Origin of the sequence: Pseudomonas sp. KU26590 (assembly GCF_026153515.1) — a bacterium.
Lineage (GTDB): Bacteria > Pseudomonadota > Gammaproteobacteria > Pseudomonadales > Pseudomonadaceae > Aquipseudomonas.
The window spans coordinates 4,181,414-4,201,480 of record NZ_CP110644.1 but is presented as its reverse complement, the minus strand read 5'-3'; the positions used below and the strand labels follow the sequence as shown (position 1 = coordinate 4,201,480).

The 20,067-nt window shown below is 59.3% G+C and carries 27 protein-coding genes; 24 read left to right on the top strand and 3 right to left on the bottom strand.

Annotated features, from left to right (window positions below; genetic code table 11):
* The first annotated feature begins 62 nt into the window (after positions 1 to 62).
* The 11 genes from OKW98_RS18465 to OKW98_RS18415 all read left to right on the top strand — a co-directional run bounded on the left by OKW98_RS18465 (position 63) and on the right by OKW98_RS18415 (position 6,700).
* Positions 63 to 485: a hypothetical protein gene (locus tag OKW98_RS18465; protein WP_265386076.1), complete on the top strand. Its 423-nt coding sequence runs from the start codon at positions 63 to 65 to the stop codon at positions 483 to 485.
* A 12-nt stretch (positions 486 to 497) separates the two neighbouring features.
* Positions 498 to 899: a hypothetical protein gene (locus OKW98_RS18460; protein WP_265386075.1), complete on the top strand. Its 402-nt coding sequence runs from the start codon at positions 498 to 500 to the stop codon at positions 897 to 899.
* Positions 899 to 1,351 (top strand): hypothetical protein, encoded by a 453-nt coding sequence (locus OKW98_RS18455; protein ID WP_265386074.1) that lies wholly within the window; start codon positions 899 to 901, stop codon positions 1,349 to 1,351. The genes OKW98_RS18460 and OKW98_RS18455 overlap by 1 nt, the downstream gene beginning before the upstream one ends.
* 13 nt (positions 1,352 to 1,364) lie before the next feature.
* Positions 1,365 to 1,757, top strand: coding sequence for a hypothetical protein (locus OKW98_RS18450; protein ID WP_265386073.1), 393 nt, complete (start codon positions 1,365 to 1,367; stop codon positions 1,755 to 1,757).
* Position 1,758: 1 nt separating this feature from the next.
* On the top strand, positions 1,759 to 2,400 hold the full coding sequence (locus OKW98_RS18445; protein ID WP_265386072.1) for a hypothetical protein: 642 nt from the start codon (positions 1,759 to 1,761) through the stop codon (positions 2,398 to 2,400).
* A gap of 1 nt (position 2,401) precedes the next feature.
* Positions 2,402 to 3,223 carry a hypothetical protein gene (locus OKW98_RS18440; RefSeq protein WP_265386071.1) on the top strand — a complete coding sequence of 274 codons (822 nt, stop codon included), beginning with the start codon at positions 2,402 to 2,404 and terminating at the stop codon, positions 3,221 to 3,223.
* A gap of 8 nt (positions 3,224 to 3,231) precedes the next feature.
* Complete coding sequence (locus OKW98_RS18435) at positions 3,232 to 3,426, top strand: hypothetical protein (RefSeq protein WP_265386070.1); 195 nt, start codon at positions 3,232 to 3,234, stop codon at positions 3,424 to 3,426.
* 59 nt (positions 3,427 to 3,485) lie between these two features.
* Positions 3,486 to 5,042, top strand: coding sequence for a phage tail protein (locus tag OKW98_RS18430; protein WP_265386069.1), 1,557 nt, complete (start codon positions 3,486 to 3,488; stop codon positions 5,040 to 5,042).
* A gap of 55 nt (positions 5,043 to 5,097) precedes the next feature.
* Positions 5,098 to 5,529, top strand: coding sequence for a hypothetical protein (locus tag OKW98_RS18425; RefSeq protein WP_265386068.1), 432 nt, complete (start codon positions 5,098 to 5,100; stop codon positions 5,527 to 5,529).
* A 90-nt stretch (positions 5,530 to 5,619) separates the two neighbouring features.
* Positions 5,620 to 6,027: a hypothetical protein gene (locus tag OKW98_RS18420; RefSeq protein ID WP_265386067.1), complete on the top strand. Its 408-nt coding sequence runs from the start codon at positions 5,620 to 5,622 to the stop codon at positions 6,025 to 6,027.
* 187 nt (positions 6,028 to 6,214) lie between these two features.
* Positions 6,215 to 6,700 carry a hypothetical protein gene (locus tag OKW98_RS18415; RefSeq protein WP_265386066.1) on the top strand — a complete coding sequence of 162 codons (486 nt, stop codon included), beginning with the start codon at positions 6,215 to 6,217 and terminating at the stop codon, positions 6,698 to 6,700.
* Here the strand turns inward: OKW98_RS18415 and OKW98_RS18410 are convergent.
* Positions 6,690 to 6,998 carry a hypothetical protein gene (locus OKW98_RS18410; protein ID WP_265386065.1) on the bottom strand — a complete coding sequence of 103 codons (309 nt, stop codon included), beginning with the start codon at positions 6,996 to 6,998 and terminating at the stop codon, positions 6,690 to 6,692. The genes OKW98_RS18415 and OKW98_RS18410 overlap by 11 nt on opposite strands.
* A 4-nt stretch (positions 6,999 to 7,002) precedes the next feature.
* Positions 7,003 to 7,290: a hypothetical protein gene (locus OKW98_RS18405; RefSeq protein ID WP_265386064.1), complete on the bottom strand. Its 288-nt coding sequence runs from the start codon at positions 7,288 to 7,290 to the stop codon at positions 7,003 to 7,005.
* Position 7,291: 1 nt separating this feature from the next.
* Between OKW98_RS18405 and OKW98_RS18400 the strand changes: the two genes are divergently transcribed.
* Genes OKW98_RS18400 through OKW98_RS18360 form a run of 9 tightly spaced genes read left to right on the top strand, consistent with a single transcriptional unit; the run spans position 7,292 to position 16,121 of the window.
* Complete coding sequence (locus tag OKW98_RS18400) at positions 7,292 to 9,457, top strand: hypothetical protein (RefSeq protein ID WP_265386063.1); 2,166 nt, start codon at positions 7,292 to 7,294, stop codon at positions 9,455 to 9,457.
* Between the two features lie 3 nt (positions 9,458 to 9,460).
* The gene (locus tag OKW98_RS18395; RefSeq protein WP_265386062.1) at positions 9,461 to 10,444 is read left to right on the top strand and encodes a hypothetical protein; all 984 of its coding nucleotides are present in this window, start codon (positions 9,461 to 9,463) and stop codon (positions 10,442 to 10,444) included.
* On the top strand, positions 10,445 to 11,551 hold the full coding sequence (locus tag OKW98_RS18390) for a rhs element Vgr protein (protein ID WP_265386061.1): 1,107 nt from the start codon (positions 10,445 to 10,447) through the stop codon (positions 11,549 to 11,551).
* Entirely contained in the window at positions 11,548 to 12,105 is a 558-nt protein-coding gene (locus tag OKW98_RS18385) for a phage baseplate assembly protein V (RefSeq protein ID WP_265386060.1), read from the top strand. The genes OKW98_RS18390 and OKW98_RS18385 overlap by 4 nt, the downstream gene beginning before the upstream one ends.
* Positions 12,102 to 12,467: a phage tail protein gene (locus tag OKW98_RS18380; protein WP_265386059.1), complete on the top strand. Its 366-nt coding sequence runs from the start codon at positions 12,102 to 12,104 to the stop codon at positions 12,465 to 12,467. Before OKW98_RS18385 ends, OKW98_RS18380 begins: the two co-directional genes overlap by 4 nt.
* A 1-nt stretch (position 12,468) precedes the next feature.
* On the top strand, positions 12,469 to 13,596 hold the full coding sequence (locus OKW98_RS18375; RefSeq protein WP_265386058.1) for a baseplate J/gp47 family protein: 1,128 nt from the start codon (positions 12,469 to 12,471) through the stop codon (positions 13,594 to 13,596).
* Positions 13,597 to 14,253, top strand: a complete 657-nt coding sequence (locus OKW98_RS18370) for a hypothetical protein (RefSeq protein WP_265386057.1) — start codon at positions 13,597 to 13,599, stop codon at positions 14,251 to 14,253. It abuts the gene before it with no gap.
* A gap of 54 nt (positions 14,254 to 14,307) precedes the next feature.
* On the top strand, positions 14,308 to 15,705 hold the full coding sequence (locus OKW98_RS18365) for a hypothetical protein (RefSeq protein WP_265386056.1): 1,398 nt from the start codon (positions 14,308 to 14,310) through the stop codon (positions 15,703 to 15,705).
* A gap of 5 nt (positions 15,706 to 15,710) precedes the next feature.
* Positions 15,711 to 16,121 carry a tail fiber assembly protein gene (locus OKW98_RS18360; protein ID WP_265386055.1) on the top strand — a complete coding sequence of 137 codons (411 nt, stop codon included), beginning with the start codon at positions 15,711 to 15,713 and terminating at the stop codon, positions 16,119 to 16,121.
* Positions 16,122 to 16,152: 31 nt separating this feature from the next.
* Here the strand turns inward: OKW98_RS18360 and OKW98_RS18355 are convergent, their stop codons facing one another.
* Complete coding sequence (locus OKW98_RS18355) at positions 16,153 to 17,316, bottom strand: acyltransferase (RefSeq protein ID WP_322114153.1); 1,164 nt, start codon at positions 17,314 to 17,316, stop codon at positions 16,153 to 16,155.
* Between OKW98_RS18355 and OKW98_RS18350 the strand changes: the two genes are divergently transcribed.
* From OKW98_RS18350 to OKW98_RS18335, 4 genes are read left to right on the top strand one after another with little or no spacing between them, the layout of a single operon-like run.
* The gene (locus tag OKW98_RS18350; protein WP_265386054.1) at positions 17,303 to 17,914 is read left to right on the top strand and encodes a glycoside hydrolase family 19 protein; all 612 of its coding nucleotides are present in this window, start codon (positions 17,303 to 17,305) and stop codon (positions 17,912 to 17,914) included. The two genes, OKW98_RS18355 and OKW98_RS18350, sit on opposite strands and share 14 nt — an antisense overlap.
* A complete protein-coding gene (locus OKW98_RS18345; protein ID WP_265386053.1) occupies positions 17,911 to 18,501 on the top strand; it encodes a hypothetical protein in 591 nt (196 codons plus the stop codon). Before OKW98_RS18350 ends, OKW98_RS18345 begins: the two co-directional genes overlap by 4 nt.
* A 45-nt stretch (positions 18,502 to 18,546) precedes the next feature.
* Complete coding sequence (locus OKW98_RS18340) at positions 18,547 to 18,759, top strand: hypothetical protein (protein WP_265386052.1); 213 nt, start codon at positions 18,547 to 18,549, stop codon at positions 18,757 to 18,759.
* Complete coding sequence (locus OKW98_RS18335) at positions 18,756 to 20,000, top strand: SGNH/GDSL hydrolase family protein (protein ID WP_265386051.1); 1,245 nt, start codon at positions 18,756 to 18,758, stop codon at positions 19,998 to 20,000. Before OKW98_RS18340 ends, OKW98_RS18335 begins: the two co-directional genes overlap by 4 nt.
* Positions 20,001 to 20,067 lie beyond the last annotated feature (67 nt).

Sequence of the window (20,067 nt, the reverse complement as noted above, 5' to 3'; positions counted from 1 at the left end):
AACTGCCATCTCGGTGAGCGGGTTTTGCCCGCCGCCGACTGAACATGATCGAGGAATCGGAAATGACCAAGAAGACCGCAGAAGACAAAGCGCTCGAAGCTCAGCAAGCCGCTGAAGAGTTGCGCGCCAAGGCCGACGCCGGCTATGTGACGCCGGAAGAGAAGAAAGCCATGGCCGCCGAGCAGAAAGCCGACGACCTGGCTGCTGCCGCCCATGAAGAGAGGGGCGACGACGAGCGCACTGCCGAGCCATCGCTGGCAGGTGACGTGCTGGTTATCGACCCGGAACTGCCTGCTGGCGACCACGACGCTCAGGTGATCGGCAACAACCCGCTGAATCCTGCGCCTGCTCCTGGTCTCGTTGAAACCGACGCCACCGTGCGCATGGTCAACGAGAAGTCGGACGGCACCAAGGCGTTCGCCGACGTGCACCCTGACATGGTGGGTGATTACGCCCGCGCTGGCTGGCGTCACGCCGAAATCTAAGGAGATCTGGATATGCCGTCGGTAACTGGCACTTACAGGATGGGTCCGGGCGGATTCTTCTCGGATACCGACGGCTCAGGCCCTTATTCAATCAACTCCGCCGGTGTGGCCACCCTGATTACTCAGGTTTCGGTCGCGCAGGTGGGCGTTGCGGCGAGTTCTGTCACTTCGGTGACGAGCGCTGCGGCCAACACCACGCTGCTGGCGGCCAATGCTGCTCGGCGCGGGGCGACAATCTTCAACGAATCCACGTCGGTGCTCTACCTGAAACTGGGCAGCGCATCGTCCATCACCAGTTACACGGTGATCATCGCTGCAAACGGATATTACGAAGTGCCGTTCGGCTACACAGGGGCCATCACTGGCCTCTGGGCGTCAGCCAACGGTGCTGCACGAGTGACGGAGGTGTCTTGATGCCTCTTTTCATTCCTGCCGGGCTGATCATCATCCCCGGCGTTTTCACGGTCGCAAGCCTGCCGGACCCGACGCTGTATCCGAGGCAATACCTCTGGGTCACCGACTTGCACGACGGCCAGCCCGATTACGTGCTTAGCGACGGTGTGAACTGGAAGCCAGTCAGGCCTCTGGCAGCACGCATCATCGCGAACGCCGACGCCGCCATGACGTTGCAGGCCCTTACGAATTCACCCACCCAGGTGCTGAAGGGCGCGCTCACAGCGAACCGGCCTGTCACGCTCAGCACCACGCGGGCGTACAGCGGCGCGAAGTTCCGGATCAAGCGCGAGGCCACCGGCCTATTCGGCCTGGTCATTGGTTCGCTCGGTACGCTCGCACAGAGCAGCTGGATGGACATGGAATACGACGGCGCCCAATGGGTCCAGACCGCGAGTGGCGGCTTGCTCTGACACAGGACATCACATGCTCACTCAACAACAGATGGCGGATGTCCGTCGCTACGCCGGATACCCGATGGTGGGCGACATCGTGCTCGGCGACGGTACAGACCTGGCGCGCGGATACGTCGCCCCGGGCATTTACCAGACGCTGCAACGCCGGCTCACGACCATGAATCCAGCCGAAGAGGCGCGGGTGGTCCTATACCTCACCACGCTTGCGGATCTGGAAACCGACATCATCGGCGCACGCGAGAACCTTGACACCGATCAGGCCGCCGTCTGGGTGCACAACAAGAACGAAATCGGCGACCGCATGCGCCTGTACAAGATCTGGCGCCGCGAGCTCTGCAGCTTCCTCGGTGTTGTGGCTGGGCCCGGCCTAGGCGACGGCACGATCAGCATGACGAGGGCCTGACATGGACGGCACGAAGCTGCAGGTCAAGATCTACAAAGGATACGGGCAGGCAGCCAAGCGGATCGGCTTCGACTATCAGCAGTACCGCGCCGCCGCGCCTATTGAGCCTCTGTCGGCGGGCGTGCTTCAGACGCTGCCCGCATCGTTCACCACCAAATTCAGCTACAACGCACCGAACAAGTACGGCGAGGCAACCTGGCTCGGTCTGTTCGATGCTCGACTGTTCCTGCCGGGTGACTTTCTCGTCGGGCGGCAGGGCACGTTCTTCATCGCGGCCATGCAGGACACGCTGCCCATCCTCTGCGTGCAGACCAACCGCACGATCGAGGTCATCCGGGTGGCTCAGGATGCACCGGTTGGCCTTGGCTCATGGGCTGGCGACAAGAGAGCCTCCACCGAGATCGTGATCATGCAGGGCTGGCCAGCAAGCATCTTGCAGGGCACCAAAGGCGAAACGAACGAGGCAAAACTGCCCGGCGACGTCAAAACCCCGTGGTGGGCAATCCTTCTTCCGGCATGGCCCGGGATTGTGCTGCGTACCAGCGACATCATCCGCGACGACCTCGACCGTAAATACGTCATCTCCAGTGCGGAGCTGAGCGATATGGGGTGGAGAATCACCGCAATGCAGGCACAGGTGTGAAATGGCGAGTCTTACCGACGTCGTGAAGCAAATCGCGTCCCAGATCAACGCCATCGTCTACCCAAACGGCAGCGGGCAGCCGAGCATCGCCGGTATCCCGCTCCGGATTTACCCTGGGTGGCCGGTGCCGAACGAGCTTGAGGCTGATCTCGTGGCAGGGAAGGCGCACATCAGCATCTACCCGCACGGAAAGGACGCGAAAACCTCCCGTTACATCGGGCGCACATGGGTTCCGCTGACCAGCTCAGTTCATACGGTGGAAATGACCGTGCAGGACGCCGTAGTGACCCTGTCTGGCACGATCAGCAAGCAGAACCTGCTGATCAACATGAACGGCACCCACTACGTCTACGCCATGCAGCCGTCGGACACGCTGACGACCGCAGCCACTGCGCTTGCTTCGCTGATCCCTGGCGCTACCAGCGTCGGCCCGGTCATCACGCTGCCAGGTGCTCACAGCGTCTTCACCAGAGTCGGCGGGTTTGGCTCTGCGTACATGGAGACCAAGCGCCAGGAGCAGGCGGTAATGATCACCATCTGGGCCAACAGTCCAGAAGCGCGAGACGCCGTTGCAAGCCCGATCGATTCAGCCCTGTCCGACAGCAATAGCATCAGCTTCACGGATGGCTCGGCGGGCATCATCAGGTCGTCTGGCTCTCTCATGACGGATCAGCTGCAAAAGGCTGACCTGTACCGCATAGACCTGTTCTACAGCATCGATTACGCCACCACCCAGACACTGCAGTCCACCGAGGTCATCGCTCCGGTGCTGAACATCGTGAACGCCCAATCAGGGCAGACCATTAAAACGCTCAACCCTTGAGGCCCGACATGGACTCCAACACTCCAAACGCTCCCGTGACCGTGCCGGCCTTCAAGGCAAAAGCGTCCACGTCCGCATTCAAACTGACCGTGAAGTTCGCCTTCGCCGACTACCAGGTCGGTCAGGTCATCTCTAACCCTGAAGAGGTTGCTGCCGTGCTCGATGGTGAGTGCGCAGGAAACGTTCTGAAAACCGCCGCCTAACAAGCGAAACCACACAAAGAAGCCGCCCACTGAGGCGGCTTTTTCATTAGGAGGAAGCCATGCCCATCTATCCGGCAGGCAGCTTGAACACGGCGGCGCTACAGGCCCCAGATCTATACATCCAGGTGGTTCCACCGAAAACCCGCTACATCAACGGCGTGGCGACCGACATCCTCGGTGTCGCCGGGGTTGCAGACTGGGGCCCGGTGAACAGCGCGACCCTGATCGGCTCTCCTGGTGACGCCACACAGCGGTTCGGCACCCAGACAGTCCGCAAGTACGACCTGTGCACCGCGCTGGCCGTGTCGATTCAGGGCGGCGCCTCCAACATCCGTGCCGTGCGCGTGACTGACGCCACTGATACCGCGGCCACCAGCACGCTGAAAGACACCGCTGCTGCCACCGGCGCAACGCTGACTGCTTTCTACACCGGTACGCTGGGCAACTCGCTGAGCGCTACCTTGGCAGCTGGCACCGCCGCTTCCAGCTGGAAGCTGACCGTGTCGCTGCCGGGCGTATCGCCTGAAGTGTTCGACAACATCACGGGTGCTGGCCTGACCCTGTGGCAGAACATCGTCAGCGCCGTGAACAACGGCCAGTCTGGCATTCGCGGTCCTTCGCAGTTGGTTATCGCGACCGTCGGCGCAACCGCCTTGGCTCCCGTCGCAGTCACGCAGACCATCGCCTTCACCGCAGGCACGTCGGGCAACACCACTATTACCGACGCAGTGCTGATCGGCGTGGATGGCGTGACCGGCACCTCACGGAAAGGCATGTACGCACTGCGCGGGAGCGGCTCTCAGGTCGCGAACCTCGTAGACGTGACCGACAGCACCCAATGGCCAACCATGCTGACCTACGGCCTGTCCGAAGGCTGCTACATGATCACTCAGGGCCCTGCCGGTGCTTCCTACGTCACCGTTGCTGCTTCGCTGACGACTGCCGGCTGTGACAGCTACGCACTGAAGGTCATGGTGGGTGACTGGGTGTACTGGCAGGATCAGGTGAACGGTCAGCAGCGCATGATTGCGCCGGCCACCTTCGCTGCCGCCAAAATCGCCTCGCTGTCGCCGAATCAGAGCCCGCTGAACAAGCCGATCACCAACGCGGTGTCGACTCAGCGCAACCTGTCCCAGCAGCCGTACAGCATCGCCGAGATTGGCGCGATCAACAGCGCCCGCTTGGATGTGATTACCAACCCGTGTCCGGGCGGCAGCTACTTCGGCCATCGCGCCGGGTTGAACTGCGCGAGCAACGGCGCGGTGAACGGCGACAACTACACCCGGATGACCAACTTCATCGCGCTGACGATCGCCGCATCGTTTGGTGGCGTGATCGGTCAGTTGCAGACCCCGGATGTGCGTCGCACCACCAAGTCGACCATGGAAAGCTTCCTGCAGACCCTGGCTCAGCAAGGGATGATCGGCGACGTCAACGGCGGCCCGGCCTTCTCGGTGCAGATCGACGCGAACAACAACCCCGACGCGCGCGTTGCCCTTGGCTACATGCAGGCCGATGTGCAGGTCAAGTACCTGTCCGTGATCCGCTACTTCCTGGTCAATCTGGAAGCCGGCCAGTCGGTAACCATCGTTGCATCCGCCACCCCGCGCAGCTAATCGCTGACCCACTTCCCAGCCCGGCCCGCGCCGGGTTTTTCATTTGGAGCATGCCATGCCCGGTCAAGGCGGATACAACACAGGCAAGGATGTCGCGATCGACATCAACACCCCCTCGGGGCCGATCCGGCTGCCGAAGATCATGAATTTCGACTCCAAGCCGAAGGTCACCAACCAGGAAATCACGCCGCTCAACGGCCTGACCGACGAGTTGATGATTCCGAAGGGCTGGACCGGCACGTTTGAGGCCGAACGAGTCGACTCGACGCTCGATGACTGGTGGGCGCAGTTCGAAAGCGACTACTACAACGGCGTCAACCAGAACCCGGCGACCATCACCGAGACCATCCAGGAGATCAACGGCGGCACGACCACCTGGCGCTACACGCACGTGATTCTGAAGCTTGAAGACGCTGGCAAGAAGGAAGGCGACAAGACGATCCGTCAGTCGATGTCCTTCACCGCCCGCCGCCGCATCAAGGTTTAACCCTGTTCGCACGGCACCCCGGCAGGGGGCGGGGCTCGTCACTCCGCACGCCGTGCACCTTTGACGACTCACTGACGAGAGGATCTACCCATGGCAAGAGTTACCGTTAATGAAAGCGTGCCACCGGTCCATGTTGACCAGAAGCCGCGCTTCGAAACCATTCAAGACTCGCGCGGCCGCACCATCCAGCTGCGTAAGCTCGGACCGCTCGAGCAGGGCCGGATCGTGATGGCCGTTGGTGGTGAGACGGCAGGCAACCAGACCTTCATGTCCGGGTTCGCGCTGCCGGCCGCTATGGTCGTTTACATCGATGACGTGGGCTACGGGTTACCAAACACCCTGGTCCAAATCGAAGCAATGCTCAAGGAACTGGGCGAAGAGGGCATGGAAGCTATCAACAACCATTTCCTCGCCAAGTTCGAAGCGGCTAAGGCTGAGAAGGCCGCTAAGGCGGCAAAAGACGGCCTCACCGCCGAGCAGGCCGCCGCAAAAAACTAGCAACGAACTCCGAGTTTCGTCAGTCGTGCTGGCTGGTGAAAAACGGAGTTCCGTTCGAAAGTGTTTTTGAGTCAGGTCCGCTTACCGACTATGAGCAGTTCGCCTTCTCCATCATGTTCTCCGAATTTGAGGGGGCAGGCGTCTGGAACTGGTCGACCATGCAGTTCGACAAAGAGGATGGGTGATCATGGATTTCAACAGTCTCGGGTCACTCGCCCTTCACCTGGCTGCGCAGGAGGTGGCGATGCTTGAGAGCCTGCATAAGGGCCTTGAGCAGTGCGCCAAACGGGTCGAGGCAACCGCGAAGGCAGAGATCGGCTTCTACCAGAACGGGATCGGTCCATTCCCCACCTGGGCCTCGCTCGCCGACGCTACGGAGGCTTCGAAGTCTCTGGCGGGTTACCCGATGGATGCTCCGCTGCTTGCTACTGGCGAGATGCGCAACAGCATCACCCACCGGACGTCAGGTCTCGAAACGGTGATCGGCTCAACGGATGAGAAGATGGTCTACCACGAATTTGGCACGCCAAAAATGCCTGCAAGGCCTGTGATGGGCCCTGCGGTGCTGCGCAACAAGGAGTACATCCGCCGGGTGCTTGGCGCTGCGACGGTGTCTGGCCTGATCGGCGGGTTCGGAATCCACAAGTCGTTGGGCTACGACTCTACGGTGTGACCCAGAAGCTGCCATCTGAACCCTTGACCTGTATCAGCCCATCGCTGCGACCCACGACAGGGAACACCCCGCTGAGCGGCTGACACATGTAGGTAGAGAGGTTCAGCAGTGACTCGCGCATTTCCTGCCTTTGCGCGACGTAATGCGGCTCCTCAGAAACGATGTTCCGCATCAGCGTGGTTCGGGATTTCTGTGTTGCTAGGTCAGCGCAGCCGTATTCGCCGCTGAGTTCCAGCTGCGCGCCCATCGCGGCAGCTGCGGTCAATGAGAGCGCGACCGAAAGAAAAATTCTTCTCATGGAATCACCCAAAAATAAGCGCGTAAGCGACGAAGCCGAATGCGAACAGCCCGCCGCCGGCGAACACCAACCCAAGACTGCTGAACGTAAACAGCAGCAGAGCATCCTGAATACCGATGACCGGCTTGCGGCGCCTGGATCGGGCGGCAGGCGCCGGTCTGCGCCGCTCAGATGCTTCGATCAGCTGAATAGTGCTGTGCGACTGCCGGTATTCCTGAATCTGTCCATCCACCCACTGGTATGTCCGTCGACTGTTTGCCATGTGATTAAACACCGCGAAAGGGAAGGTCATTATGGCATTCGAGGCGTATTCCGTCGCCGTCAAGCTGTCGCTGATTAACCACGTCAGCTCGGGCCTTCTGCTGATCAGTAAGGGGCTGGGCGCAACGGGTCAGGACGTCGACAAACTCAACTCAAAGCTGGCATCGATCGGCAAGCAAGGCGCCATTGGAGCAGCGATGTTCGCCGGCGGCCTGGGCTTGGCTGCAATGTTCAAGGCCCCACTGGAAGAGGCGAAGAAGTTTCAGAACGAGACCGAGCGCTTCCGCTCCCTTGGCTTGGGCGATGCGGTCACTGCTGATGCTGTGAAATTTGCCACCGGCATGAACAGCTACGGCACCAGCATTCGCGAGAACCTCGGCCTGCTGCGTGACGCCCAGACGGTTTTCGGTGATTTCCACGAAGCGCAGATGGTCACACCGCTGCTGGCGAAGATGAAGTTCGCCAACGCCGCGCTCTACGGCGACGAAGCCGGCGGCATGAAAGACAAGGCCTTCATGGACATGTTGAAGGTCATTGAAATGCGCGGCGGCCTTGCCAGCGAGAAAGCCTTCAACGACCAGGCCAACATGGTTCAGCGCGTTCAAACTGCTACCGGCGGCCGGGTTGGCGCAAACGAGTTCCTCAACTTCATCAAAACCGGCGGCGTTGCCGCCAAAGGGATGAAGGACGAGAATTTCTACTATCAGATGGAACCCCTGATTCAGGAAATGGGCGGCCAGCGGGTCGGTACTGGCCTGATGTCCGGCTATCAGAACTTGGTGCAGGGTAGGACCACTGTTCGCGCCGCGAATGAGCTGATGCGCCTGGGCATGCTTGACCCCAAAATGGTCGAGTACAGCACCACCGGGAAGCTGAAGCAGGTGAAGGCCGGCGCGCTCAAGGGCGCCGACATGATGGTCGCCGACCCGATGAAGTGGATGCAGACGGTGATGCTGCCGGCATTCGCCAGCAAAGGGATCGTCGACAGACAGGCGATTCTCAACGAGATCGGCGCGATCTTCACCAACCGGACCGCGTCGCAGCTCTACTCGACGATGTACCTGCAACAGGCGCAGATCCAGAAGAATTTCAAGTTGAACAGCGGTGCAGCCGGTATCGACGAACTTGATAAGAACGCCAAAAACACACTGGCGGGCAAAGAGCTTGAATTCGCCGGAAAGTGGAAGGACCTGATGCTCAATCTGGGCACCGTGGTACTGCCGCTGGCCATCGCTGCGCTCGACAAGCTGAACCCTGCACTGAAAAGCATGGGCGAGTGGATTGCCGCGAATCCTGGGCCGGTCAAAGCCCTCACCTACGCGCTACTGGGCCTGTCCACCTTCCTTGTTGCTGGCGGCCTGATAAACATGGTGATCGCGGCCGGGCGCGGCTTCTGGCTGCTGGGTCAAGCGCTGATTTTCCTGAACGCAACGGCGCTCGCCCCGCTGGTTCCAGCCATCGCCAGGCTGGGCACCCAGTTGTTAATCATGGGTGTGAGCGCTTATCGCGCCACGGCAGCCTTTGTGCTGTCATCTGGGTTTGTTCGGGGCATGCTGATGGCCTTCCTTGCGCCAATCAGGCTCATCGGCACTGCGCTCTACTACTTCATCGCTCCGCTGGGCCTGTTGCTCACACCCATCGGCCTTGTAGTCGTGGGACTGACGATCGGCGTGCTGCTGCTTTGGAACAACTGGAAGGAGATCAGCGGTGCACTGAAGCTGATCTGGGTCGACATCAAAACAGGCATATTCAAGCTTTTCAAGGGCGACATCGGCGGGGCGTTCAAGTCGTTTGCGTTGGTGTTTCTAACGCTTTGGCAGACGATCTTCAACACGCTGATTCAGGGCGCGAACACGATCCTGCCCGCCTCATGGCAGATCCCGAAGACGTCATTCGCCGACAGCTATCGAAACAGCCAGGCGGCACCGCCTATGGCGCCATCGCGAGCCACCGGCGCGCTGCTGAACAACCTCACCACCAAGCCCGCGCAAACGCTTGTTGCTCCAGTGCCTGCAAAACCTTCGCTGATGGCGCAATTGACGACCCCTGTTCATCTGGATGGGAAGAAGATTGCCGAGGTCGTAACAAACATCCAGGCCCGCGAGGCTTCCAGACCGCAGACCGGAACCCAAGGTTTCGACCCTACCCGCAGCATGTTGAGGCCTGGCACGTCCAGTCTCGTCGTCCCGAGGAATTAACCGATGAGCTTCACAAGCTTCCTGGACAACTTCGCTCCGGGCGGGGACCCCTTTGCCACTCGGTTGATCGTCGGTAACGTTGAGTTTACCGGCCTTGAAGTGCCTGAGGCGGTAACGATCGGCGCCAAACAGCAGTTGGTCGTGCACAAGCTGGTCGGCGGCCGCAGGGTCGTCGACGTGCTGGGCGTGGATTACGACAACATGTCGTGGTCCGGGTGGATGGTCGGCGCCACTGCGGGGGATCGGGTAAATGAACTTGAAACCCTGCGCGACACCGGTCGGCCGCTCAGTTTCAACATGGACGGTTACTACTTCAGCGTGGTCATCCAGTCGTTCAATGCGCGGTTTGAGCACGTATACCGGCGGTATTACTCGATCGACCTGCTTGTCATTGACAGGCTAGATGCGCCAGTCAAGGAAAATGCACTCTCCGGCACGCTGGATGCGTTGATCAATAGCGACGTCGGCGAATCACTAGGCCTGGCCGACATCATCAATTCTGACACCGTGACCACCAGCATCAACACGGTGAAGGATGCTGTCTCGCAGGTGCAGGGCTTCGCAAACGCCACGATTGATACCGTACAGACAGTGATCCGGCCGCTGGTAGCCGCCCAAGGAGTAGTTCAGTCGGTAATTGCCCAGGTCGGCGGGTCAATCAATGACATCACCACCCTGGGCGGCTTGATCCCCGGCAACCCGATCTCGACGGCCGCGAACAACGTCCTGCGCCAGGGCGCCGCGCTGACCCAGCTCGCGCCGCTCTACCAGATGCAAAGTGTGCTTGATCGCCTCCAGAAGAACGTTCTGGCCGGGCCGCTGGCAAATGGCACGTCCAGCATGACCACCAGCAACACCACCCTTCAGCGTGTGGCCGCAGACAGCTACGGCGACCAGTCCAGATGGACCGAGATAGCCGCGGCAAACAACATTCACGACCCGATGCTCGGGGACATCCAGACAATCAAAATACCCATAGGTGGATAATTGGACGTCAACGCGCTTGAAGTCGCTCCAGCAGCGCGCCACGTCGTCGGCCGGGTCCGCCTCAATGGGGTGGAGGTGCCGTTTGTCTCAGCCGATGTCGACAGCAACTCATTCTATTCGGCGGACACATTCACGGCGCTGTTCGCTCTGTCAGCCATGCCGGCCGATACGGGGACCCTCGCGTGGTGGAGCTCGCAGACCGAGATCGAGCTTGAGGTGTCGATAGGGGTCGGGGACGAGAATGCCACCAGGTGGGACAAGCTGCTGATTGGCGGCGTTGACCGGTGGAATTTCCATCCAGCGCGTTTCGAGGTGAGTGTCGAGGGCCGCGATTACACGGCAAAACTCATTGATACGAAGACCAGCGAGAAGTTCGCGAACTACACGACCAGCCAGGTCGCCGAACTGCTGGCGGCGCGGCGCGGACTCAAGGCTGTCGTCACGAAGACAACCACCAGCGTGGGCGGGATCACCAAATACGACCACACCCACGTCAACGACGAAAGATCGGAATGGGACCTGCTCAGTTATTTCGCCGGCATCGACGGGTTTCAGGTCTATGTGACTGGCAATGAGCTCCACTACGAGCCCGCGCTCGATCCGGATAAGGCTGATCAATACCTGATCCGCTGGGTTGCTCCTGGATCGCTCGCATACCCCATTGCGAACGTGTCTGACGACCTCAGTTTTGAGCGAGATCTGACGATTTCCAAGGGCGTAACGGTGCAGGTCAGGTCGTGGAAGGGTGGCAAGGCGTTCACCGAGAGCTTTCCTACGAGCGCGGCGAAAGGCATCCGCCCAGGCGATGCGAAGTCAAAGCGGCAGGTGTACAGCGTCGTTCGCAGCGGCCTCGACCGCCAAGCAGCACAGCAACTCGCCCAGAAACTGCACAAGCAGATTACCGACCACGAGATGCGCATGAGCGGCTCGATGCCGGGAGACAACCTGCTCACACCCAAGACCATCATCAGGGTGGAGGGCACGCAATCAGCCTTTGACCAACTGTATTACGCGGATTCAGTGCGCCGCTCGCTTAGCTTCGAGTCCGGCTATTCGATGTCCTTCACCGCGAAGAACCACAACCCGAATTCAATGGTGCTCCCATGACGATGGCAAACCTGCTCAACGCTGCCAGGCAGTATCAGGGCGACGGAAGCACGTACTCGCGCAGCGGCACCATCTCCGGCTACGACCCGGGCAGCCACTGCGTCAAGGTCACCATTCAACCGGAAGGCTACGACACAGGCTGGATTCAGCTTGCGGCATTGGGAGTCGGTAACGGTTGGGGGGTGATGGTCGGTCCTCAAATCGGCGATGAGGTCTCGGTTGCCTTCGATGACGGCGATCCAAACCTCGGGAAAGTGACCGGCCGCTACTTCAGCGACGTGAGTCCGCCTCCGGCGGTGCAATCGGGCGAGACCTGGATCGTCCACAAGTCGGGGTCGCTTCTCAAGTTTCACAACGATGGATCTGTCGAGTTGGTGGCTGTAGGCGTGGCGACCTACACCGCCACCTTGCATCAGTTTCACGGCCCCGTTGCGGTGGACAACAACGTCACCGTCACCGGCGGAGACGTCAAGGCCGACACCATCAGCCTCAAGCTGCATAAGACCAGTCAGGTGCAGTCCGGCAGCGGAACATCCGGAGTTCCAGTCCCATGAAAGACCTGAACCACTACGTCGGGGATGACCTTTCACTGTCTCCGACCGGCAGCCTGTCGCCTGTCGAAGGCATGGAGCGCGGGAAGCAGCGGATCTTGCGGCGGCTGATCACCAACCCCGGCGATTACCTGTTCCACCCCGAGTACGGCGCTGGCCTCGGCCGGTACGTTGGCGCGCTGATGAACATCCCGGAGATCATCGCGATGATCCGAGGGCAGATTCTGCTCGAAGAGTGCGTCTCAAAGCAGCCAGCACCGGTCATTTCAGTTTCGTCTTCCAACGAGACACTTTCCGTCAATATCAGCTACACCGACGCGCCCCTGGGTGAGCCGGTGACGCTCTCGTTCGAGGTAAATCGCTGATATGGCATCCCTCAACATCAAAGACTTCACCACGCTGGTCAGGGATCAGGTCACAGCGATCCAGGGCAGGGCGGCGGGGCTGGTCGATTTCACAATCGGCTCCTTGCTGCGCGCAATCTGCGAGAGCAATGCCAGCGTGCTGCAGTGGCTTCAGCAACTGATCGTCACACTGCTGGCCACAACGCGCGCATCGACGTCATCCGGCGCTGACCTCGACAGCTGGATGGCAGACTTCGGCTTCATCCGGTTATCCGCCAGTTTCGCCACCGGCAACGTGACGCATTCGCGGTTTACTCCGACGAACTCGGCACTCATCCCGGTCGGGTCGCTGGTCGGCTCGACCGATGGCTCGCAGCAGTACTCGGTGACCATCGACGCTACGAATCCGCTCTACAGTGCCACCCTCGGGGGCTATCTGATCCCGGCAGGCACGGCATCGGCTACCGTCCCGGTCATTGCCAGCACGGCAGGCGCAGCAGGCAATGCCCTGATCGGTACCGTAACGGTCATCGTGGGCAGCATCAGCGGTGTAGACACTGTCACGAACTCGACCGTGTTCACCAATGGGGTCGATCCAGAAACTGACTCGGCCTTCCGGGCGCGATTCATCCTGTGGGTGCAGTCGCTTTCGAAGGGCACCAAAGCCGCAATCGGCTACGCCCTGGCATCGATGCAGCAGGGCGTCACGTACACCCTGACGGAAAATCAGGACTACAGCGGCAACACCCTGTACGGCTACTTCTACGCAGTGGTCGACGATGGCAGTGGGGCGCCGAACAGCGCCTTTCTCGCGAGTGCGGCTGCGGCCATCGAATCAGCCCGAGCATTCACAACCCGGTATGGCGTGTTTGCCCCGGTGCTGGTCACGGCCAACGTCAGCATGACGATCACGACAGACGCCTCGGTTGCCCACGGCGTTGTGGTTGCTCAGGTGACGGCAGCGATTCAGGCCTACATTGCCAGCTTGAGGCTGGGCCAGATCCTGCCGTACACCCAGCTGGCTGCAATCGCCTATGCAGTAACGCCCGCGATCACCAACGTCTCCGGCGTGCTGCTGAACGGCGCCACCGCTGATCTCTCGGCAACAAACAAACAAGTCATACGACCCGGCACAGTGGCGGTGGCATAAATGAGCATTGGCGACCAAAGCGACATGCTTTCCAGGCTCAAACGCCTGGTACCGGCCGGCTGGTTCGGCGACACCAACCCCATCCGCGATGCGTTGCTGTGGGGATATGCCCAAGCGCTTGCATGGGGGTACACCCTCTACCTGTACGCACAGGCTCAGACCAGGATCAAATCCGCCAGCGATGGGTGGCTTGACCTGATCGGGCTGGATTTCTTCGGCAACAACCTGATTCGGTACACGAGCCAGACTGATTCCAGCTACCGGAATCGCATCCTGATCAACATTTTCCGCGAGCGTGCCACCCGGCGCGGCATGGAGCAGGTGCTGTTTGATCTGACGGGGCGGCATCCGATCATTGTTGAGCCTGCGAAGCCCGATGATTGCGGGTGTCTGGGTGTGACGCTGGGGCTCGGTGTATCAGGACCAATCGGTTCGACAAGTTGCCCCTATCAGGCATTTGTCACCGTCTACCGCCCCTCTGGAAGTGGCGGCGCGAACTGGCCCGGTCTTAGAACGAACGCCTTTGGCCTCGGCGTGGCCAGCGGGCTCATTCCACAAGCCCAGCTTTTCTCCGAAGTTTCGGATGCGGACATCGTCGCGGCCATAGAGGCGACGAAGGCCTACGGCACCACCGTCTGGTATCGAATCACCAACTGATTATTTTCATTCATAGATGCCCGCCACTGAGCGGGCTTTTTTATTGGGGAACCCATGGACAGACAGATCGTATACCCGGGCCAAATCTTGCCGGAAACCAGCCTGCTCCAGATGACCAAGGATTCCATGATCGGCATGGCAAAGCTGGCGTCCGCACTGCTGGGCACCAGCACCTATGCCAGCGGTTTCGCAGTAACGCCAACCGGCCCTGCATCGCTGCAGGTGGTCTACGCCCCAGGCGAGATTTACAGCCTGTCCAGCATTGATTCGCTGGCTTTCTCAACTCTTCCGGCCGACACCACGCACTCGATCCTCAAGCAGGGGATTCTGCTTGATGGTGGCACGCTGAGCTGTCCGGCACCTGGGACATCAGGGCAGTCGATTAACTATCTCGTGCAAGCCACCTACCAGGATTCGGATGCAGTCCCCGTTCTCTTGCCTTATTACAACAGCGCAAACCCTGCTATGCCGTATAGCGGGCTGGGCAATAACGGCCTAACCCAGAATACGGTTCGCAAAGGCATTGCGGTTGTGAACGTCAAGGCAGGCGCGTCTGCGGCTACCAGCTCACAGACGACTCCCGCACCGGACGCGGGGTATGTTGGTCTGTACGTGGTGACGGTGGCCTTTGGCCAAACCACAATTACCACCAGCAGCATCGCTGTTGCTGCGGGTGCGCCAATCATCAACTCCACAATTCATGGGCTGTCTCCAGTATTCAATGTGCCCGTTTCGGTTCCTGCAGCAGTGAGCAGCCAGCAGGCAATAAACCTTGGTCAACTGTCCCTGATCAAGGGTATTCAGAAATTCACCTCGAACAGTTCGTTCACCGTGCCTGCCGGCGTCACTCTGATCTGGGCTAGTGGTTGTGCGGCAGGGGGCGGGGCTGGATCCACGCTGAACACGAATGCATCGTCATATCTGACTGGAGGGTCAGGCGGTGGCGCTGGGCAATCGGTAATTCGTCAACCTATCAACGTGACCCCCGGGCAAATTATACAAGTAGTCATTGGTGCGCCCGGCGCGGGCGGCACCGCAGCTGGCAATAACGCAACTGCTGGCGGCGCTACCCAGCTCGGCACCTCCGGATCGCTTCTCAACCTGATTGGTGGCTCGCCCGGTACGATTGGGGTAGGTGGGACCGCATCACCTGGCAATTACGCCGGTCCGTTTGGAGGCGCTGGATATCCCAACGGTGGCGCAGCAGCTGATACGACGGTCTATGCAGGGGGCGTGGCGGCAGGCGGATTCGGTGGCGTGGGCGCAAGTACACCATTTGGCAATGCCGGGGCCCCAGGTCGCGGAGCTTCTGGTTCAAACCCCCCCGGCCTTGCAGGTTCTGGATACGGAGCAGGCGGCAGCGGGGCTGGCGGTGCATACAACTCAACGGTCAGCGCGCCCGGCGGTGCTGGGGCGGCAGGACTTCCAGGCATACTGATTATCGAGTGGTGATAGGCATGGGCAATTACGCGATCATTCAAGATGGCTCAGTCATCAATACAACCATCTGGGACGGCAATACGGAAACATGGTCGCCACCTGATGGGCAGCTAGCGGTGCAGATTCCAGAAGGGTTGGCGGTTACGGTTGGCACGCAATACAAAGATGGTGCCTTTTTCATAGAGTACGCCGAGGTGTCCCCAGACCTTGTTCCAACACCCGCTGACATACTACGCAAGAATACTATCCAGCGAGATGCGCTGCTTAGTATCGCCGCGCTAGCCATCGCTCCACTTCAGGATGCAGTCGATCTGGAGATGGCGACGGCCGCTGACGTGGCCCTGCTGAAAAAGTGGAAACAGTATAGGGTCGAGGTGAACCGAACTAAAATCACCGAACCGGCACCATCGTGGCCATCATCCCCGTGACAGCCATAATGTGCTGGTAGAAACTATGATGCTAGGAGGAGGATTGTGTTTCACATCGAGAGATATTCCTTCCTCTTAAAGCATGGCGAAACCTAAGCACAGGTCGTTCAATCAGATTATATGAAAAGATGCTGAATATAATTGAACCGACAAGTATGCAGATAATGTAGCCAGTGCTACTTGAGGGCGTGTAGCCAAATGCTTCAGCGGCATACATAATAACAAAATGGTTTAGAAACACCCCATAGCTAATGTTTCCGAGCACCTCGTCAGCTTTGCTATATCCTAACCGAAGCAGCAGTTTTATGACCGGTAGGCCAAAGACTATTCCGGCAGAGACCTCGGTGGTGTATCCGAGCCTGGGAAGGAACCCGGTTAGCGATGCGGTAAGCGCCACTAACGATACCACCCAGGCCAGCAACAGCAAGGCACTGCTTGTCTTTGTTACCCAATAGAGATAGCTACCGCATAGGAATATAAAAAGAGTTCCGGGTAACAGCCTATAGCCGTAAACATCTGAGTCAATAAGTCCTAGAGCAGGTACAATAGAAAATAAAAGCGACAAAGCAAATCCTACATAAGTTAGTCTATATATAATAAGAAATGGGATGGCTATGTAGAAGAACGCCTCCAGTCCTAGTGACCACGCTGGAGGAATTATTAGTGAATTAGTAATGCCAAACATGTATAGGTCCAGCGGCGCAATAGCGAGGCTTGGAATTATGTTAGTGACGCTTATTGCCTCTTCACTCACATTTGGCGGCAACCAAAAAATGATTATTATGCAAGATAAAGCAAAGTAAAGTAGAAACTGAGGGTACAAGCGCAGAGCCCTATCTATATAAAACATTCGAATGCGCGATTGGCTGTTATATCTTTTCGACACCAGCGCCGTCATTACAAAACCGCTTATTATCAGAAAGGAAACTACAGCAAAAACACCTGGATTATAAGTAAATAATCGAACGCCCATGTGAGACAAGGCGACAACAATAGCGAGCACTAGCCGATAGGCGCCCATATCCATATCCAATTGAGATTTGAGCCGCGCATTATGCCTACCAGATCGACACAGTGAAAGTGGCGCCGTTTGTTGAGAGCCGGATCGGTGTCTGTCGGTCCAAAAAACCAAAAGCACAGACCCCGCCACATGCGGGTCTTTTTTTGCCTGGAGGAAAGTGATGCCTATGACCACGCAGCAGCTGCTGCAGATTCTCCCTAATGCCGGCCCTCAAGCCGGCATTTTTGTGTCCGCCCTCAGCGCAGCGATGGGCAAGTATCAAATTACGACTCCGGCACGTTCTGCAGCGTTCATTGCTCAGGTTGGGCACGAAAGCGCTCAACTGACTGCGGTCGTTGAAAACCTCAACTACAGCGCCCAAGCACTGCAAAAGACCTGGCCCAGCCGATTCTCGGCGGAAGTTGCCAGTGCATGTGCCCGGCAGCCCGAGAAGATCGCAAACATTGCCTACGCCTCGCGCATGGGCAACGGCGCACTTGGCTCGGGTGATGGCTGGAAGTACCGAGGCCGCGGCTTGATCCAGGTGACAGGGAAGTCGAACTATCAGAAGTGCGGAGACGCACTTGGGATGGACCTGATCACGAAGCCTGAATTGCTTCAGGAGCCTGCGAATGCTGCGATGTCTGCGGCATGGTTCTGGTATGCAAACGGCCTGAACGCGCTGGCGGACGCCGGCGACCTGCAATCAATCACGCGGAAAATCAATGGCGGCTTGAACGGCTACGCCGACCGGGCCGAAATATATGAGCGAGCTCTGAAGGTGCTGGGATGAAATGGTCGGATATCGGCAACATTGTGGGCAAGGCCGCGCCCGTGGTCGGGACTCTGCTCGGCGGCCCGGCCGGCGGGATGGTGGGCGGCCTGATCGCGAACGCGCTGAACGTGTCGCCAGATCCTGAATCGGTGAATGCAGCGCTGGCAAATGATTCTGGCGCGTTGCTGAAGATTCAAGAGCTTCAGATCAACTCCAAGGTTCAGCTAGAGCAGCTTGCAGTCGCAGCTGAAAACAACCGCCTGCAAGCCGAGGGCGCTCAGTTCGCAGCCGAAGCAGCAGACCGCGACAGCGCACGGCAGTTGGCCGCCAAGCAGCCAAACGACCTAATCAGGCCGGCCATCACCATCATCCTGCTGGTAGGTGCGCTGTCGATCCTGGTGTGCATCTTCACCGGGGTCGGCCTGGAGGCGCTGCAGAACCCGGTGGCGGCCAGCACTATATCGCTGCTGATCGGGCTGTGGTTCAGCGAGCTGAAGCAGACGCTTGGCTTCTACTTCGGCATGACCAAGGAATCGCAGACCCAGAACGCCATCGTCACGCAGTTCGCGGTCGAGCCCGGCACGGTCACCAAACCAGATAAGTAAAAGCCCGCCAGGGGCACTCATGACCCGGCCATTTGGAGTAGAAATATGCGGACTGATCAATACATTGCTGGCCCGCTGGGGATCGTTACGATTGCCCTAAAGGCGAACGGTGGCAGCCTGAAGGTTGAAAAACAGGTAGGTGACGATTGGGTCGCTTCTGACACGTTCGCCCAGGATGGTGCTTGGCGCTTGAATCTCGGTTACTCACAGACCCGGTTCACTCCCGCCGGCGGCGCAGCCTTCGAGGTTTACCCATGAGCCTGCTTGTCAGCAACGGGCCATTGCGTTATGCGATCCGGCGAGGCCTCGGCCTACTTGGCGACAGCTTTTCCGGTAACTGTCACACCATTGCGGCCACGGCTTACGCTACCGAGGCCTACGGCTATGCCGGCATGGTCGCCGCCCGCACCGGGCTGTTTCCGAGCTATCTCGACAATCAAGGGAAAGTCGGCGATCACACCGGGCAGTTCATGGCGCGCCTTCCTGCATGCCTGACATCCGTAACGGCCGATCTGTGGCTGTTGCTTTCGCGTACCAACGACAGCACCACGTCAGGCATGACGCTGGACGACACAAAAGCCAACGTGATGAAGATCGTCACCGCCTTCCTTAGTACGCCAGGAAAGTACCTGATCGTCGGCACCGGCACGCCGCGCTTCGGCACCAAGGCGCTGACCGGACAGGCTTTGACTGACGCTGCTGCTTACAAGGACTGGGTGCTGACCTACGTCCGCCAATTCGTACCGGTCGTGAACATCTGGGACGGCTTCACCGAGGACATGACGGTCGAGGGCCTGCATCCGAACATCCTAGGCGCGGATTTCCTCAGTTCTAAGATCGTGCCGATCATCACGGCGAGCTTCGACTTCCCTGGCATTCCATTGCCGACGGATGCAACCGACATCTATTCTGCCATCCGCCCCTTCGGCTGCCTGAACCCGAACCCGCTGATGACCGGGGCCACTGGCGTGATCAACGCCTCCGCCAGCCCGGTCGGCGGCTCGGTTCTGGCCGACAACTACAAGGCATCCGGATCAGGCCTGACTGGCATCACCACGCGCTGGTACAAGGAGCCTGCCGCGTATGGTGAGGCTCAGTGTATTGAGCTCGGCGGGACGCTGGCGGCAGCCGGCGGCTACCTCTACCTGCAGTTGAACTCGAATATCACCCTGGCAAACCTCCTGGCCGGCGACGTCATCGAGATGGTTTCGGCGCCGGAGATCGTCGGAAACAGCCGCGGCATCCTTGGATGGGAGGCTGAGCTGATCATCACCAAACCAGTTTCGGGCACGTCGACCACCATCTATTACCGCTCGATGGACAAATATCAGGAGCCGTTCACGTTCCCGGCGAACTGGAAAGGCGCACTGGAAACACAGCGCTATACGTGCGACGTGACGGAAACCGTCGTCACCGCGCGCATGGGACTGTACCTGGCCGCCGGCATCGCGCAGGACTCAAAGGTAAAGGTTGCGCAGTTCGGCGTGCGCAAGGTCTGATTGCCTCCGGTCGGCAGCAATTGACGCCAGCTTAGCGGCTTCGGTTAACTGGACGCATATCCAGTTG